The sequence below is a fragment of the Pseudogracilibacillus auburnensis genome (assembly GCF_003201975.1).
Lineage (GTDB): Bacteria > Bacillota > Bacilli > Bacillales > Amphibacillaceae > Pseudogracilibacillus > Pseudogracilibacillus auburnensis.
In genome coordinates this window covers 388,833-404,715 of the sequence record NZ_QJJQ01000001.1, presented here as the reverse complement: position 1 = coordinate 404,715, position 15,883 = coordinate 388,833, and the positions used below count along the sequence as shown (strand labels likewise).

The following is a 15,883-nucleotide window of genomic DNA, read 5'->3' as shown; positions in this document are numbered from 1 at the left end:
AAATCACATCCTAAAATGTTTATTATCCAGGTGAAATTCATTTTATTTTTAATCAAAATCCTGTAAATCCACCAAATAACGGGATCAATAGAGCAATAATGACTCTCATCCAATCAAAATACAATAGAACTCCCATTAAAATCATTAAAATACCGCCAAATATCATAAAACGATTTCCATGTTTTTTTAAGAAAGTCATTTTATCAATAAAAAACGTCATTATTAAAAATGGTATGGAAAATCCAAATACATAAAATGACATGTAAAATAGCCCCATACCTGGATTAGCAACCCCTAGAGCCATTACTCCTGCGAGTATAGGACCAGTGCAAGGCGTCCATCCTGCAGCAAATCCTAATCCAATTAATATGGAACCTAAATAGCCTGTCGGCCTTTTCTGAAACTGAATTTTTTTATCAGAAAGTAAAAATTTGAAACGAAGTACGCCAGTTAAAATCAAACCAAAAAACACTAATAATACAGCACCTAGTTGTCTTAATAGTCCTTGATAAACTATAAAAAATGATCCAATAAAAGATGTAGTTAAACCTAGTGCTAAAAATATAATCGAAAATCCTAATAAAAATAGAATTGTATGTATAAACGCTTTTTTTCTTAATATGCCACGTTCTTCTTTTAGTTCATTTACAGTCATTCCAGTAAGATAGGAAAGAAAAGCTGGATATAAGGGTAGTGCACAAGGAGATAAAAATGATAAAAACCCTGCACCAAATGCCAAAAATAGGTTAACTTGTTCCAATTAAATATTCACCTGCCTCTAGATTAATTGTCTCAAATATGATAACCAATGATTATCAAGAAACTATGCAGAATTAACGAATGTCACAATTTGTTCGGAAATAACTTGGCAATTCTTATAATTTTGGGCTGAATCGAATAAACAACGTTATCATTAATATCATTTTTTGACACCGACTAAATGTCAATTTTTTTCATAGCTACATCCAGTATTTGCGAACTGACCTTCTATCCAGCAACTTGTAAACCTTGTATTTTTTCTCTCTTGTGTCGGTTATCTAAGGTATAGAGTTGTTTTCTTCCTATGGATTAGAAAATGCATGCTAAAAAGAACATACCAATTAACATGTAAACCACAAAAAATAGCACTACATAAAAAGTTATGTAATGCTACTTTTTTTGTGTTAATTTCATATATTCATTAATTAACCTGTCTAATTTTTGGCTAATCTGTATAGTTAAGTGATGATTCATGCCCTTTTCATTACTGGTCTTAATCATTCTGGTTTTTAAGAATTTAATTTTTACGCATAATTCTTTTTTTGACATCAATTCTCTACTCCTGTTTCTTTGTTCTGTCATAAACAAGTGACTGTCTAACATAGATCATTTATTTGAGATAAATAATTTCCTAGTTTTTCGGCAATTATAGTTGGGATCTTGATTAACGACTCCTTTCTTTAAGCTTTCACTATTTGATACTTAATAGCATTCCATACGCATATGCGTAATGAACTCTTCTCATTGTAATGTACGCTTAAACGTAAAGTCAATTTATGAGGAGCTATTTCAATGAAGAAAGTTAAGTTACAAATTAATCAACTATTATCTGATCGTGATATTTCTCTTACTCAACTTCATGTTAAAACAGGCATTCGCTTAGCCGCATTAAGTGAACTCGCAAATGGAAAAAGGCAGCGAATCCAGTTTGAACACCTAGACAAAATTATTCAAGCACTCGATATTGAAGATATGAATGAAATTTTTTCTATTGTTAAAGAAGATGAAGATACAAAGTAAGTCACTCCATGACGACGTACCACAAGGAAGCTTCTACGTAATTCACTGGAAGATGTTATTTCCTCGCTCTATAGGAAAATTGAAGAGAGAGAAATATGGATTCATTATCGTGAAGTAGAAAAATATACATTTAGTAAAATCGCAAATATCATAAAAGTGTTCAAGACAAAATATCCCGACTTAAGTGCAGAAATAGAATCTGAACACGTAAGGTAAAAGGATAAAAAGTCTTTGATCTAAGATAAATCTTTATAATTGTGAGAGAATAATTTGTCGCTCTATTTATTCCTTTTGATACGTTTATAAATTATGGATTCGAGTTATACTTAATTAGATAATTCCAATATACGATTAATTTCGAGCATGATAGCTTCATGTTCGAGCTCAAGGAGATTAATAATTTTAATCAAATCAGGAATAGCGCGGTCTATTGTGTACACATTGTCCGCCATCAAGCTAAAGGTGACTCTGACTAGTCTTTCTTCTATTTCTGAGAAATACAATTTTTGATTCAATACATGCTTTAATAAACGTTCTTTTTCGTTATCTTTAATCATATAATCCCTCCTTTATTAGCCCAATTCCTTACACATACGTATAAAAGTTTCATTTATTATATCGCGTATTAAAACGGAAAGTCAGCCTACAAAGGAGATAAAAAAGATTTTGTCAGTCGTATGAAGTAAATTGGCAAATGAAAAACAATGAATTACTTTAGGGTGGCAATTATAAAATCATTTTTTATATTGAGCATGATAAAATACACCACTTATTTTTTTCAGTAAATAAGTGGTGTATTTTTATACATGTAGATGTACTAGATTATTTTCATTCTATAATCATCCAGTTCCTGTCTTTCTCTAAAATCAATTCATACTGTGAAAATTGTGTCGCTCTGGTTGTTTCATCTAAATATTTTACTGTGACCCATACTTTTATTTGATTCTCTTTTTCTTGAAATACAGGATTGATTAATTCAGAAAAGACATGTGCCTGATTAATTAATGGCAAGGCATGATCTTTTACATAGTAGGCAAGCTCTTTATCTGTGGCAGTCGGATAAAAAGAAAAAAATGTTTCCAAAAACTCAATCACTTCTTGCACCGTGTCGGAATCAACTGTTCCGTTACTTTCAGGTTGTTGTGACTCATAATCCGATTTATTCGGTATGCTCCATAAAGTAGGGTTTTGTGTAATCACTAAGTTTCCTGTATTATCTTGATGTAACAAGATTCGGTAAGTGGATTGGACTCTTTCGCTACTTTTATCTTCCGTAATTTTTTGATCTACCGAATAAACAACCGCATAGGTATTATCATTTTCTGGTGTCACAGACCAGATATTAATATTACTCACACTGGAACTAGTAGGAATATCATCTCTTATGGTATCGGTATTTAATGCTTGTAAATCCTCTGTCAAGTAGTCATTGATTTTTTCAGTCCATTGTTCAATGGAATCTTTTTCGTTTTGCCATGTGTAATAGTCTTTCACAAAATTTTTCGTGAAACTCTCAATCGCATTCGTATCTATGATTCTAGTTTCAATGATTTCTCTTTCATGAACGGTATGCTGATCAATCGCTGTAAAGTTTTTATAGATTCCAAAGGCTAGACTACCAAGAAGTAGTATCCATAAAAGAGTTACTGATTTTTTTCGTGTACCGACAGTCCGTACCTTCGATTTTTTTGGTTTTGTTTTTAGCCGTTGTTTTTCTTTTTTCTTAAAAAAGTTTTGCATTAGATTCAATCCTTTCTATTGTTTAATACGTCCAGCTCCAATGAGGTGCTTTTGCCAATAAGAAGACGTCAAATCAGCATAACCAATCGGATCTCCTGCGTTATACATTTGGTTATTTCCAATGTAGATTCCAACATGGGTGACATATGTTCCTGCATTATACGTGGAGTGAAAGAACACTAAATCGCCTGGATTTGCTTCTGATAAAGGAATCGACTCGGTTGCATCATATTGCTGCTGTGCTGTTCGGGGCAAATTAATCCCTGCTTTCTGGTAACTCCATTGCGTTAGTCCACTGCAATCAAAAGAAGTACTCGGATTGTCTCCTCCAAAGACATAGGGATATCCCTCATACTTTAAAGCTTCATCCATAACACTCTGAACTAATTCATCATCAAATTGCGGTGACATAAAATATTGACTCACTAAATCGACATAAAACATATTGCCATAACGGTAACGCCAACCGCCGTTTTTCTTTACGGCTATTGGGTTCGAGTAAGTAACTTTGCTGCCACCTGAACGTTCCTTCGCAAAGTTCTCTGCAAGTTCAAAGTTGTACTGGGAACCTCTCCTTGCGACATAATCAATAAATGCACCGCCATAGTTATAAGCTTGAATGACTACATTAATATCGCCCCCATTTTTTTCTACGGAACGTAATAGATCTGAAAAGTATTTAGTTCCTTGTTTAATTGAAGCTTCGGTATCTAAAGAATTGGGAGGAAGTCCCAATGATTCACTTGATTGCATCACGTCTGGAACTTTTCCACCACTCTCTACTTGAATAATGGCGAGTAGTGTTGAGACATACTCACTAATTCCATACTCTTGTGCATATTTTTCTACCATTGGCTGATGTTTTAACACATCTTCGGAGACCGATACATCGCCTATATCATAAATAAAATCCACGCTATCTGATGAATGTTCTTCATTTGATATAAAAATGGCTACAAATGCCAACAACCCTAAAAAGGCAAAAAAGCCTAATCCCCCAGCAATTAACATAACCTTTAATTTCATGACTTTCATTAGCGTTTCCTCCTAACAGCATGGATTGGACGCTTACTCATTTGTTTCTGATTTGTACGTTTCAACGGTTTAGAAGGACGATTGATGATTGTCCGACTATTTTGGGGTCGAGATCGTTCTTCATTGGGAGATCGGTTTTCTTTTTTAACAGGTAGTTTAGGATTATCAGTAAAATGTTTTTTTCTGTCTGGATCCGATAACTGTCGTTGTAATTTGAATTGCTTCATATGCTCGTTTTTTGTAACAGGTCTTGTTTTTTCTTTTTGTTGAACAGTTGGGTTCTTTAATCTATCCCGATGTGCAGATTCATTGACATTTTGCGTGACTGGTCGTTCATGACTGGCAGTCTTCCGAGAAGGGGTGCGCTTTTTGTCCAATGCTTGTCGTCTACCTGCAATGGTTTGACGATGTTTTGCTTGACGTTCTACATCTACTTTTTGTCTCTTTTCCTTTGCTTGTTTCATACCTTCTTTAAAATCACGGGCAGGTTTTGTAAGCTGCTCTTTTCCTTGCATCACCGCATATTGGGCAGTAGTAGGTAAATCATGCAGTTGTTCTTTGCGATGATCTATATTCGCACGGAACTGATTTTTCGCACCAACCATTTTCCCTGTAACTTGACCCATTTTCTGACTTAAAGATGTTGGTTTCGTACTATCAGTTGGACGTTTTTTGTTATCTTTTGTAGTCGATGTTAACCGTTGCAATGGACGTAGGGGGGAGGACGAACCCTTTTTTGTTTGCTTTGATTTTCCAACCATTGCCCCGACTGTTGCTCCAGCTGTTGCACCTGCAAGCGTGCGTCCGATTGTTCGCTGTAATCGGCGATTACCCCGATTGAACATTCGGTAAGGACGACGCATGACTTGACGTCCGACTTGTTGCGAATCATTACTTTGCAGTTTAAACATGCTCATAATGTCACCGAGTTTCATGTAAATACCTGCAAACGTCACAATCTGTAAAAAGGCAATCAAGAAAAACGGGTAACTTGTCGTTAAGCTGTAAAGCATGGATGAAATGCTAAAGGCAATTGTAATAATCAATGTAATTCCAGCCCGAAGCATAATCACATTAAACAATTTCATAATCGCTTGTTTTCCCATGTTTTCAAAAGTCGGTATCATGGACAATAAAAAACTAATAGGCAAAAACATCGCATAGATAATAAACAGAATTTGCGAGAAAATCATAGTTCCCGATAGAAGAAATACGAAAATGGAAATCCCGATATTGAATAGAAATAAAAAGAAGACCATTCCTAAACGTGTGGTGGTCTTCGTAATGGTTAAGTTTTTATTGTCATGATCTTCAATTTCTGCTTTTACAGCATCTTCCCGATCTTGTCCGTTATTCGTATCAGGATTGATAGAAACCAAGCTTTCAACACGTTCTTCGCCAATCGTTTCTTTATCCGAATCATCAAACTGCAACAGCATCCAAGGCTGTTCCACTTGAATGGAAAAGAGGTTATTTCGTATCAAATCAACACTATCTTTTCCCTGACTAGAAGAGCTAGGCATCAAGATTTTTGTTCCTAAGTCCAAACTTGCTTGACTAATATCAGCAGAAAAGTCATTAATTTTAGTAATATAGGTTGGCGCATAAGCGATAAAAGACGCAGACAAAATAAACACGACTAAAAAGTTTAGTATCGCTCGAATGGCTTTCGTCGTTTCTCGTTTCATTAAACCTGTATAAGCCACGTAAATCCCGATTATTAAAATAAATATAAGCAAAAAACCAACATAAAAGCCCGAACTACTAAATCCACTTGCGGTAATCCCAGCTAATGTTTGCATATTCTTTCCAATGGCATCTGCCGTTTGTGATATAAAGTCGAGTGAGTAGGCTTGTTGAATTAGGTAGCCCGTTGCATTAGACAAATACAAACTTATAATCCAGATGAAGTTTGTTATCGTGTATAGCCCATACATGACTTGTTTTCCGATTCCATCGTTCCAATTCCACGGGAGCCAATCCCAACCTGTGTCCACATAAAAATCGAGTTGGTAATGGTCAAGGGCATATTTGGAATACAAATTATCTTCCGATACCGTATCATCAACTAATCCAGCAGCTTGAGCAAAGGTACCAAGTAAAAGAAGACATAGAAAAACGGCAGCACCAATGAGTACCACCGTTAGAACTATCTTCTTTAGTTTTTGTTTGTTCATATTGTCACCTCGTTTCCTTTTCACTTACAGGAGGTCGGGTATCGAAAGCATGAAATAAATCTTCAAAGACAGGATGGACTTGAATAATACCTACACGTCCATATAAGTCTTGAATTAAACATTGTCCGTTTTCCAGTTCTCGTAATCGCCTTTGATTGGATTCATCTTCCGAATCCACACCAAAGAATTGAAGTGTTTTCTTTATTTCTGTCATATCTCTAGAACGAAAGGCGAACTTTACACCGATATTATTCTTCAGTTTTTCATCGGTTAGATCATCCGAATTCTGTGTAACAAAGTAGACGCCGGCATTCATGGCACGACCTGCTCGTACTAGTTTGTTAGATAAAGTCTTTCCTTGTGCAACTTGTAGGAACGACCATGCTTCGTCTAAGTCCACGATTTTAAATATACTGCGATCTGAATGAATAAAATCTAATGCAAAAGTAGAAATAACAATCAGCATAGCAACACTCAAAAGCTCCATCGTCGTATATTCTTCAAAACCTGTTTCTGCATCTGGTAACACCAAATCCGCCACTTGGATCATATTCAACTGTTTTTCTAAACTAATCGAATTTTCCACAGTCCCATCCGAAAACAGAAGGTGAGCGAAGTCATAGTCAGTAAAACTTTCGATATGGTCAGCAATCGGACCAGCTAATGGATTAGGATCACTTCTTAGTTCCTGAATGACGAGAAGCAAGCCACGTTCCTCCTGTTGGCCGACAGCTCGAATCGCTCGTCGTAATACAGGGAATTTATCTCCATCTCGACTCGATATACCTGTGAGGAAGGTAAGAATATCAATCGCAAGACTTTCCGAATCCTTTTTCTTTTTCATAATGACATACGGGTCAAGTAATCCTTTATTGGTATCGTCACTGGTTAAATTAACAATATTTATTTCATGAGCAATTTCAGGCAACGTTTTTTTCCAATTTCCTCGTTCTGCCTTTGGATCGACAATGAGGGCCTGACCACCAAAGAGAACCGCATAATAGACAAGTAGATTATTGGAAAAAGATTTACCACCACCGAGTGAACCTAAGAAAGCAGAAGCTAACGCATTGGTGACAGAACCTTTCACACCTTGACTGGCTAGGCTTGGGTTGAGATACACATTTCTTCCCGTATCTAAGTTGTAACCAAAATAAATACCTTCCGTTTCTCCTAGCATTTGTGTTGCACCAAACCCAAGTCCTGCAAGAAAATCAGATGTGACATACTGAATATAATCATTCATATATCGTTTACTGGCTGGGATAAATTCACTGTGTAAACCGATCATATCTCCAAATGGACGAACGAGTTTTACGTTCAAATCATCATAAAAATCTTTTACCTCATTACAACGCTGTTTAAGTTCGTCCAAGTTAGGAGCAGACACGCGAATCACGTAGCTTAACTTATACATCGATTCTTTACTTTGGTCGAGTACATCTTCTAATTCATTTACCTGTTCCAACGCATCGATGACATTGCTGCCCGTTTCGTTATCGGATTCCCAGGCATGGTTATCTAAATCTTTTAGCTCCTTTTTCTTATTCCGCACCGTAGACAAGGCTTTTTTGTTCGTGACTATTTCCACATTCATGGATGTATCAATCGGAAAATCGAATTGTTGTTGTTGATAATAAAAGATTTCATCTGATGGAAACTCAAGATCACCAACAATGGAATTAATCGTAAAGTATGCCACATACGTTGTTTGTTCTTCCTGCTCGATTTTTAGATAGCGTTGTTTTTCTTCAATCAAACAACGAGCCGGTTTAATCAGATCATAACGCTTCACTAAAGTTTCCCTTTTTAATTTCTTTAGAGGTAGGGCATAATCATATTCGTCATAAGCTATTCCAGTTTGACCGTGAAGATGTTCAATCAGATAACCAAAGTCATTTTTATCTAGCGGTCGTACCTTAAAACGTCTAGAAATTTTGTTTTGTAATAAAGATTCCATTTTAGAGAAACGTCTAATTTCTTCATGAGGCATGGAAACAAAATCTCCCATCAGGTGATGGTTTACATCACGGACAAATGAAGATAGTGAATTTTTAATGTTTTTCCCCATTGCTTTCATACTGACTTCTTCTTCATTCAGCAATAGTTTAAAACCGATATAAAAACGATAATCTACTTGATGTTCCCCGATCATGGAAACTAGGGCTTCCGTTTGGTCATCAATACGCTCATAAGCAACTTCTTTTAATCGTCCTGTCACTAACTCTTTACTTCGTTCCTGTACCGATCGGATACTGCTTGCCGTACTAATTTGTAAAGCATGAATTTTTCCATCTTGATTTTGCGCAATTAATTGACGGAAGTGATTGTGTACTTGTATTTTTTCATCTGGTGAAAGAAACGAATAATTATAAGGGAGTAATTCATAATACACAAAACATTCCCCGTCATGGTTAAAGACAAGATTGTTTTCAATATATTTAATCGGATAACGCATGTATTTCACTCCTAACAGCCGTTAAAACTTTATTTACCTTTACATGTTGTAGTTTGATAGGCTTTCCTGCATACGTAACTTTAGGTCGCAACCAATAGGTCAATCCAGACTTGAGAAAGCTATATGGTTTTTTGCCATCAAATGTTTTCTGACTCATAAACCATGTCAAACCAACTGGTATTCCGACATATTTTAATAACGCCCCTTCGATCAAAGAGAGTGGGGGAAGATTTCCAAGTAACATCACCATCAGAAGAGAGATAACAAACCATGACATTTGATTGAATGTGACGGGAAAAGGCAAACGAAAATCATTAATGGCATAAATTACTTTCTCGACTGACCAAATACGTGTATAGCTCTTTAGCTTTCTCAAAACAATCACCCTTTCATCAATAGAAAAAGCAGCCTGTACGATAACAAGCTGCTTTGCCACTTACTGCGTATATTCAAATACACCATTTGACGTAATAAGAAAGCTACCCTCAATTTCTAAATCACGCCCAAAGGCTTCATAATCAAAATAGTTTTGTAGATTAGCAGGGACTTCTCCTAACATTCCTGTTTCTTCCACCAACACTCTCGCGACATCTGCCATATTCTCACAATCAGGATAGTACATAATATCATCTTGGTGTTCCAGCAATTCTTCTATACTGTTAAACCAATAGCTTTGAACTTCAGAAAGAGAATCATAAAGTGGTGTCCCGGCAATTTCTTCCACCATCGCACATAAACGGTTCACTTCTGAAATAGGTGTATATTCACCAATTTCAAAAGGGAGTTCGTAATCAAAGATGGCATATTCTTCATACTCTCCATTCAAACCGATACGTTCTTTTACTTCCTCAAAATCAATGGGTGGTGTAAACCAAGCACCATTAACTTCCCCCTCATTATACTTACCGAGATTCGTTATAAAAACTTGCATTTCCATAAAAATTCACATCCTTTTCATTAAAAATAGCCATAAAAAAAAGCAGCAGTGTTTTATCTGCTGATACACAAAATAGACTTGTTAATCCCTACCGCACTACCGTTTGGTTCACCATATTTTTGCAGAACATAAGAAGAACACTTATCTTCCACAAAAAAACGGTACAATTTAAGCCCCTATGATTCGATTAAATAAGTTTAACAATACATCTTTCACTCCACTTGCATTAAAGACTAATCCAACCGCAACCAGAGCAACAATTAAAAAGCCAATCAGCTTAGAAAACTCTCGTTTAAAACCCAAGTAAATCCCAATCACGACTATCGCCATCAATACCAAAGATTGTGCATTACTTAAAAACCAGTTGTACAGGTTCTGCCCAAAGTTCATTTAAATTTCTCCCTTCATTAGTTAATCATTCATTATCTGATAGTGGTTGAATCACTTTCTCGATAGGGATGGTTTGTTGCATGAGTATCTTTTGGTGTCGTTCGGATAATTCTACCTGTTCCAACATGTCCTTGATTACACTCGTTTGATTAAGTTCATCTATTTTTGTTGCTAATTTCCAAGTAGGAGCAACTTGTCGCGCCAGCCATCTTAATGATTTATCAAACGTATAAGGTTCAGGTTTTGTCGTTAAAGAAATTTTTCTATTCACGCCTAAATCAATAAATCGTTGCCATTCCTTATTCATTTTCCAACTGCTTCGGCGTTTTTCCTCGTCTTTATCGACAAAACGAATATACCGATTAATAATCGAGAAGGCGGTTCGTCCAGCATCTTCATACGTCATTAAATCTACAACCGCATGATAAGCACGATCATTCTTTAAACGGATTTCAAAACGATTTTTCACATCTGTATCTTCGAGTGATGTTCCATGTTTCACATATTGTTCGTAATCCTTTTCATACGTACAGAAGTACACATCACTTTTTAAAGAACCGATATATAAGGTATTTCCCATGTCAGGCTTTTCTTCATTCTGTACGAGTTCACCAGAACGATAACTTTTGAAACTACGAAAAACAGAGATACATTCTTCTTGACGGCATTTTTCTGTTAGAAACGGAATATCCAATATGCTTGTCTTATCGTTTATCGCAAGATCAATTCGTTTAAAAACCCCACCAACACGAAATACGTCCATAAAAAAATCGAACCATGTTCGTTGCTGTGCTAGTAGGAAATTCTCAAATTGTCTGCATCCTTTTCCTTTAAGTTCGAGCAAACAACCTTTATCTTCATCTGGTGAAACCATGACGACTATATCACCAAAAACGTATTGTTCCATATAAGAGTAAAACGCATAATCCTCATGTAACATGTACTCCATTTTGAGTTTCAAAATCTCTTCAATGACAGGCTTCGCGTTTGTCGTTAAAAATCGAATCCGTACATAATCAAACAAGATTTCCAGTGGTGCATCTGGATTAAAATGCTCTAAAATATCGAATATAGCATTTTGTAATGTTTGAGTTGGAGTTACTTTTCCTGTTTCAATTTCACTAATATATTGTCTTGAAATGCCAATATGAACAGCCAGTTTATTTTGCGATACACCATATTCCAATCGTTTTTCTCTTAATTGTTGATACCAAGGTACTTGATTCATGTGCATTCCTCCAAATTAAAAAAAGATGTCAACTAAAGGTTAAAAGCTGACATCTTCTTCATATGCTCCAAACCGTTGTGCCATTAGGTGTTATTGGTCTTTGGAACAGCTTCTTATTGTTTTTCTACCCCCCTGTTAGAAATGGGGGGTAAGGCGTGGCTATCGCCACGCAGGCTTAGCCCAGCACGTCGGCTTTCGCTTCGCACGCCGCCGCACTGTGCAGCCTTTATTGGGCGAGTTTAGCAATTTCATTTAAAAAGTCATGTTCTTTCGGGACAAGTGGTGTATAAAATTCTGAAATGATATTATCGCCTTTATCAACATATCCTCGTCCTTTGATCTGTTTTAAGAAAAATTGTTTTTGTACGTCCGTTCCAAACATCATGCCATACCCAAGTTCACTCATACGACCTAAAGCAACCCGAAAATTAAATTGATCACGAATGCCATCCCCAAGGTATTTTGCGTCTGGTCGTTGACAGGCAAGAATAAGAAAGAATCCTGCTTGTCGTCCTAGCATAACAATCTGTTTTAGTTTGGTTAATACGGCCGTATTTTCCTTAGAAACAAGCATTTCCATAAATGCCACGTACTCGTCAAAAACTAAAAAGTGAGGAGATAAGCCTAAATAAGCATAGTTTTCTCCTGTCTTATAGTTAGGCATCTGTTTCATTTCTTCACTACGAGCCATCATATCTTCATAAAATTGGTCAATACATGTCATCATATCTTCTTTTTTATAATACACATCAGGCATAACTGTGGCTAAATCCGCTAAATCGGCATTTTTTGGATCTAGGATATACAATTTTGCATCTGTTTTTAGTAAAGCTTCAATCAGTGTAAGAATAAAATACGTTTTCCCACCGCCAGTACCACCAGCAATTAACATATGTGGCAACTTATCATATTCCCAATACATCGCATCCATGAGCTTTAAACTACCATTTTGTGCAATGACTTCATCAATGGAAATACGACTATTAATTGTGTCATAGAGCAAGGTATATTCCACAAAAGAATCATGTAACTCTTTCGATACCAATTCACAGTACAAACCACTTTCCAGTTTATTTTCGAGGTTTAGTAACTGTTCTTGATATTTTCCCAATGTGATTTCTGTTTGAATATGGAGCAATTCTTTTTCAAGCCGATAGTACATTTTAGGAAAGTGACTAATTTTATCTTTTGCTTTCCCATTTGGTATGTCTTTAAAGAAGCTACTTGATTGTACTTGTTTCTTTTCATACCAACCATTTTCCGTAATCATTTTAGCAAGCTTCTGACGGTGAATAACCTGTCTGATACGGTCATACCGATAGCGATAATAAAGAAAAGCACAGCTAGCTACTATCACTAAACTAATCACCAATGAAATCAATCCATACGTACTCATAAAATGTTTTTGAAATAGATCAAGCCGCCACGTTGTAGAAAGTAAAAATAACAGATGAAAGGGGATAAAAGAAGCGAACCATACACCAACGATTCCAAAGAATATAAATTGAAAAACGAGGGATACATCACTCGCTCGAATTCGTTTCCCTCGTCTTTTAAAAGTTTTCATTATTTGTCTTTATTTGGACTAGATTTTGGAATGTTACTTGTCGATGCTGTCGCTTTTCCCTTTAAGATTAAATCATCTGCTTTAATGTACCAATCAACATCCGCTCCACGAAATGTTGCATTTGCAACTGTATCTGCGACGGGATTAATAATTTCTACTTCTGCATTATAATCAAATTCTTTTAAGGGAACAGAAGCAGGAATACTTACTTGAATCATGCGCCCTTGTTCCCTCGATTTTAAGTCATAGGTGCGTTCTTTAACTTCGGTTGATACTGTACCATCTTCGTTTTGCAGAAAAACTTCACGTCGTAATGCAGAAAACTTCAATAAACCAAAAGTTTTTTCTTTATCAATGACAATACCTTGTGCTAATCTCATACCTTTTTCCTCCTTATGCTTTTACCATGTCATCTGCATGTAAAATATAATTTGTGAAACCACGTTCTCCAATTTTATAACCCTCTGCGGTGATTCTTGCATTGACTAGTTTTATTTTTTCCTCATGTTCAAAGAACTTTTCTCCTGCTTCTTGGGGGAGAATCACCTCAACATCATCTGCACGTTGAATATCAGAATACAGATTATAGCTTCGAGAAAGAGTGGTCATGCGTCCATTAATCCGTCGCTGTTCAACTTTGCCTTCTCCTGCATATTCTAAATTTCCAAAAGTTTTTTCCATGTTTGGAATAACATATTTCAATTCCATTATATAAACCTCTTTTCTTGTTTTAATTTTTGGTTATCTATTCATATGGAAAGCAAGGGCAGAGGGGAGGGGAACGAGAAAAATACATCTTCATTTGTCAATCACTCCTATGATTCTTGTAGCCGATAATCCACACGTCCATAAATCACACACCAAAATACAACCATTGTTTCTCCATTTTCATCACGTATCAATTTCCCATAAGGAAAAAAAGGAAAGTCTTCAATCTCAATTTCATTCATAACAAAATGGTCCTCAATCCATTCCATCACCTTTGTTTCATTCTCTTCCAAAGAAACCACACTCCTTCATGGATGAAGCAATAAAAAAAGCATGACAGATAGAATTTGTCACACGTTAGTTTGTTTATCTATAAAACTTCCGCAATACCAGCCATAATATATGCCACACATGGTACAGCTATCGCATTTCCAAGCGCTTTGTATCTTGCATGATCACTAATTGCTTCATCTTTGTGTCCTAAAGCTGTCCAACCCTCTGGTAATCCCATCAAACGTTCACATTCTAATGGGGTAAGCTGACGAATAAATCCTTCTTTTTCTTCTCCTTCGTACCAAAATGAAAAATAATTTACAGAGCCTGCGAGCAAAGTGGGGAAAGGGTCATTTGTCCGTCCAAAACTTCCAATGAACCCTGATTTGTTTTTATCTTTTGCGGCACTTCGCATACGTCTTTCTTGAAAGGGTCGGACGATGGGTATTTTCCTCCTTGTTTTTTCAGTAAATCTTCGACTGGCAACGGAGGAGGGCAGCCTGCTTTCTCCGCAAGACGTAGGAAACGACTGCAAATCGCGGGTTTTAAATAGTATTTCTCTGGCACGTGTTCCTCCAAAATCTGCCACGAGGAAGATACGTCTTCTTCTTTGAGCAAGCGTGGGGATTTCCCAATATCGGGCGTCCAATAGTCGCCAACACACTTCAACATCCTTCCCTCGGACCATTCCAGCGTTTGCCCATTCTCCAGAAGCAGGCATTGGAACAGCGGTTTTTGTGAACGACTCCAACACGGCTTTAAAATCCAACCGGTTATTTGATGAAAAAGCTCCCATGACGTTTTCCCAAACAGCGATAACTGGATATGTTCCATTCGTTGCACACCTCATTTCTTCAATAATTCGGATTGCATGATAAAATAAACTAGATTGACTTCCTGCAAGACCTTCTCTTTTTCCGATATTTGATAAGTTCTGACAAGGTGAACCAAAAGTAATGATATGAACAGGCGGTATTTCTCCACCATCTATTTTTGTGATATCCCCGAGATGAAGCATGTTAGGGAAATGCCGTTTTGTAATAGATACAGGTGCTTTCTCTATCTCACTTGCCCATGTTGGTATAATTCCGTAACAAGAACCAGCTAGAGGAAATACCCCGATTCCATCAAATAAACTTCCCAATGTAATAACTGTCATAGGTAATCATCCTTTGGCGGAAAAATTTATAAATGACATTTATAAATGGAAATAATATTTTTAATTACTCCTCTCACTTTCTAATCATACATGTGCAAAAAATACTGATAAGCAGTGACTTCAAAAAATGAAGGAACAAAAAAAGAGATATTGCTTTTACACAACATCCCTCATTTTTCTCCGTTTCCTCTGGCGGAATCTTGGCGGAGAACCTATTCATTTTTGATTGTTTTATCCATTTTACGTACCATCAAAATGCAGTCAAATCAACGTTTTCACTTCAAATGCTCTTAGTGAATTACTCCCACTCAGTACTTCGCCAATACAATATGGTGCAATATTGTTGATATGAAGGGATTTAAAGAAATATCAAAAACAATAAAAACATGTAAATTGATATAAAGTGTGCCACGACTGTGCCACAGATTTTAA

17 protein-coding genes are annotated in these 15,883 nt (G+C 36.3%); 1 reads left to right on the top strand and 16 read right to left on the bottom strand.

The genetic code is table 11. The features are described 5' to 3' along the window. Window positions 1-52: 52 nt before the first annotated feature. Entirely contained in the window at window positions 53-760 is a 708-nt protein-coding gene (locus tag DFR56_RS01860) for a cytochrome c biogenesis CcdA family protein (RefSeq protein WP_110393715.1), read from the bottom strand. 389 nt (window positions 761-1,149) lie between these two features. Next, complete coding sequence (locus DFR56_RS23645) at window positions 1,150-1,308, bottom strand: aspartyl-phosphate phosphatase Spo0E family protein (protein WP_110393714.1); 159 nt, start codon at window positions 1,306-1,308, stop codon at window positions 1,150-1,152. A gap of 243 nt (window positions 1,309-1,551) precedes the next feature. On the opposite strand from DFR56_RS23645, the gene DFR56_RS01850 reads away from it, so the two are divergent. Then, on the top strand, window positions 1,552-1,779 hold the full coding sequence (locus DFR56_RS01850; protein WP_110393713.1) for a helix-turn-helix domain-containing protein: 228 nt from the start codon (window positions 1,552-1,554) through the stop codon (window positions 1,777-1,779). A 326-nt stretch (window positions 1,780-2,105) separates the two neighbouring features. On the opposite strand, the gene DFR56_RS01845 is transcribed toward DFR56_RS01850, so the two are convergent. The 14 genes from DFR56_RS01845 to DFR56_RS01780 form a co-directional block, all read right to left on the bottom strand. Next, a complete protein-coding gene (locus tag DFR56_RS01845; protein WP_110393712.1) occupies window positions 2,106-2,336 on the bottom strand; it encodes a hypothetical protein in 231 nt (76 codons plus the stop codon). Between the two features lie 271 nt (window positions 2,337-2,607). Beyond that, complete coding sequence (locus DFR56_RS01840; protein ID WP_110393711.1) at window positions 2,608-3,519, bottom strand: conjugal transfer protein; 912 nt, start codon at window positions 3,517-3,519, stop codon at window positions 2,608-2,610. Window positions 3,520-3,534: 15 nt separating this feature from the next. Further along, entirely contained in the window at window positions 3,535-4,545 is a 1,011-nt protein-coding gene (locus tag DFR56_RS01835; protein ID WP_244916413.1) for a bifunctional lytic transglycosylase/C40 family peptidase, read from the bottom strand. An 8-nt stretch (window positions 4,546-4,553) separates the two neighbouring features. Continuing rightward, complete coding sequence (locus DFR56_RS01830) at window positions 4,554-6,731, bottom strand: CD3337/EF1877 family mobilome membrane protein (protein ID WP_110393709.1); 2,178 nt, start codon at window positions 6,729-6,731, stop codon at window positions 4,554-4,556. A 4-nt stretch (window positions 6,732-6,735) separates the two neighbouring features. After that, window positions 6,736-9,189 (bottom strand): conjugal transfer ATPase TcpF, encoded by a 2,454-nt coding sequence (gene tcpF, locus DFR56_RS01825; protein ID WP_110393708.1) that lies wholly within the window; start codon window positions 9,187-9,189, stop codon window positions 6,736-6,738. Further along, window positions 9,173-9,574: a conjugal transfer protein gene (locus tag DFR56_RS01820; RefSeq protein ID WP_425326632.1), complete on the bottom strand. Its 402-nt coding sequence runs from the start codon at window positions 9,572-9,574 to the stop codon at window positions 9,173-9,175. The genes tcpF and DFR56_RS01820 overlap by 17 nt, the downstream gene beginning before the upstream one ends. 51 nt (window positions 9,575-9,625) lie before the next feature. Continuing rightward, window positions 9,626-10,126, bottom strand: a complete 501-nt coding sequence (locus DFR56_RS01815) for an antirestriction protein ArdA (protein WP_110393707.1) — start codon at window positions 10,124-10,126, stop codon at window positions 9,626-9,628. 168 nt (window positions 10,127-10,294) lie between these two features. Continuing rightward, the gene (locus tag DFR56_RS01810; RefSeq protein WP_050349780.1) at window positions 10,295-10,516 is read right to left on the bottom strand and encodes a hypothetical protein; all 222 of its coding nucleotides are present in this window, start codon (window positions 10,514-10,516) and stop codon (window positions 10,295-10,297) included. Window positions 10,517-10,541: 25 nt separating this feature from the next. Continuing rightward, window positions 10,542-11,744 (bottom strand): MobT family relaxase, encoded by a 1,203-nt coding sequence (gene mobT / locus DFR56_RS01805; RefSeq protein WP_110393706.1) that lies wholly within the window; start codon window positions 11,742-11,744, stop codon window positions 10,542-10,544. Between the two features lie 226 nt (window positions 11,745-11,970). Next, complete coding sequence (locus tag DFR56_RS01800; RefSeq protein ID WP_110393705.1) at window positions 11,971-13,311, bottom strand: FtsK/SpoIIIE domain-containing protein; 1,341 nt, start codon at window positions 13,309-13,311, stop codon at window positions 11,971-11,973. After that, window positions 13,311-13,691, bottom strand: a complete 381-nt coding sequence (locus DFR56_RS01795; protein WP_110393704.1) for a YdcP family protein — start codon at window positions 13,689-13,691, stop codon at window positions 13,311-13,313. Before DFR56_RS01795 ends, DFR56_RS01800 begins: the two co-directional genes overlap by 1 nt. A gap of 13 nt (window positions 13,692-13,704) precedes the next feature. Beyond that, window positions 13,705-14,019 (bottom strand): YdcP family protein, encoded by a 315-nt coding sequence (locus tag DFR56_RS01790; RefSeq protein ID WP_110393703.1) that lies wholly within the window; start codon window positions 14,017-14,019, stop codon window positions 13,705-13,707. Between the two features lie 107 nt (window positions 14,020-14,126). Then, window positions 14,127-14,321: a hypothetical protein gene (locus DFR56_RS01785; protein WP_110393702.1), complete on the bottom strand. Its 195-nt coding sequence runs from the start codon at window positions 14,319-14,321 to the stop codon at window positions 14,127-14,129. Window positions 14,322-14,389: 68 nt separating this feature from the next. Continuing rightward, the gene (locus tag DFR56_RS01780) at window positions 14,390-15,451 is read right to left on the bottom strand and encodes a DNA cytosine methyltransferase (RefSeq protein ID WP_110393701.1); all 1,062 of its coding nucleotides are present in this window, start codon (window positions 15,449-15,451) and stop codon (window positions 14,390-14,392) included. Window positions 15,452-15,883 lie beyond the last annotated feature (432 nt).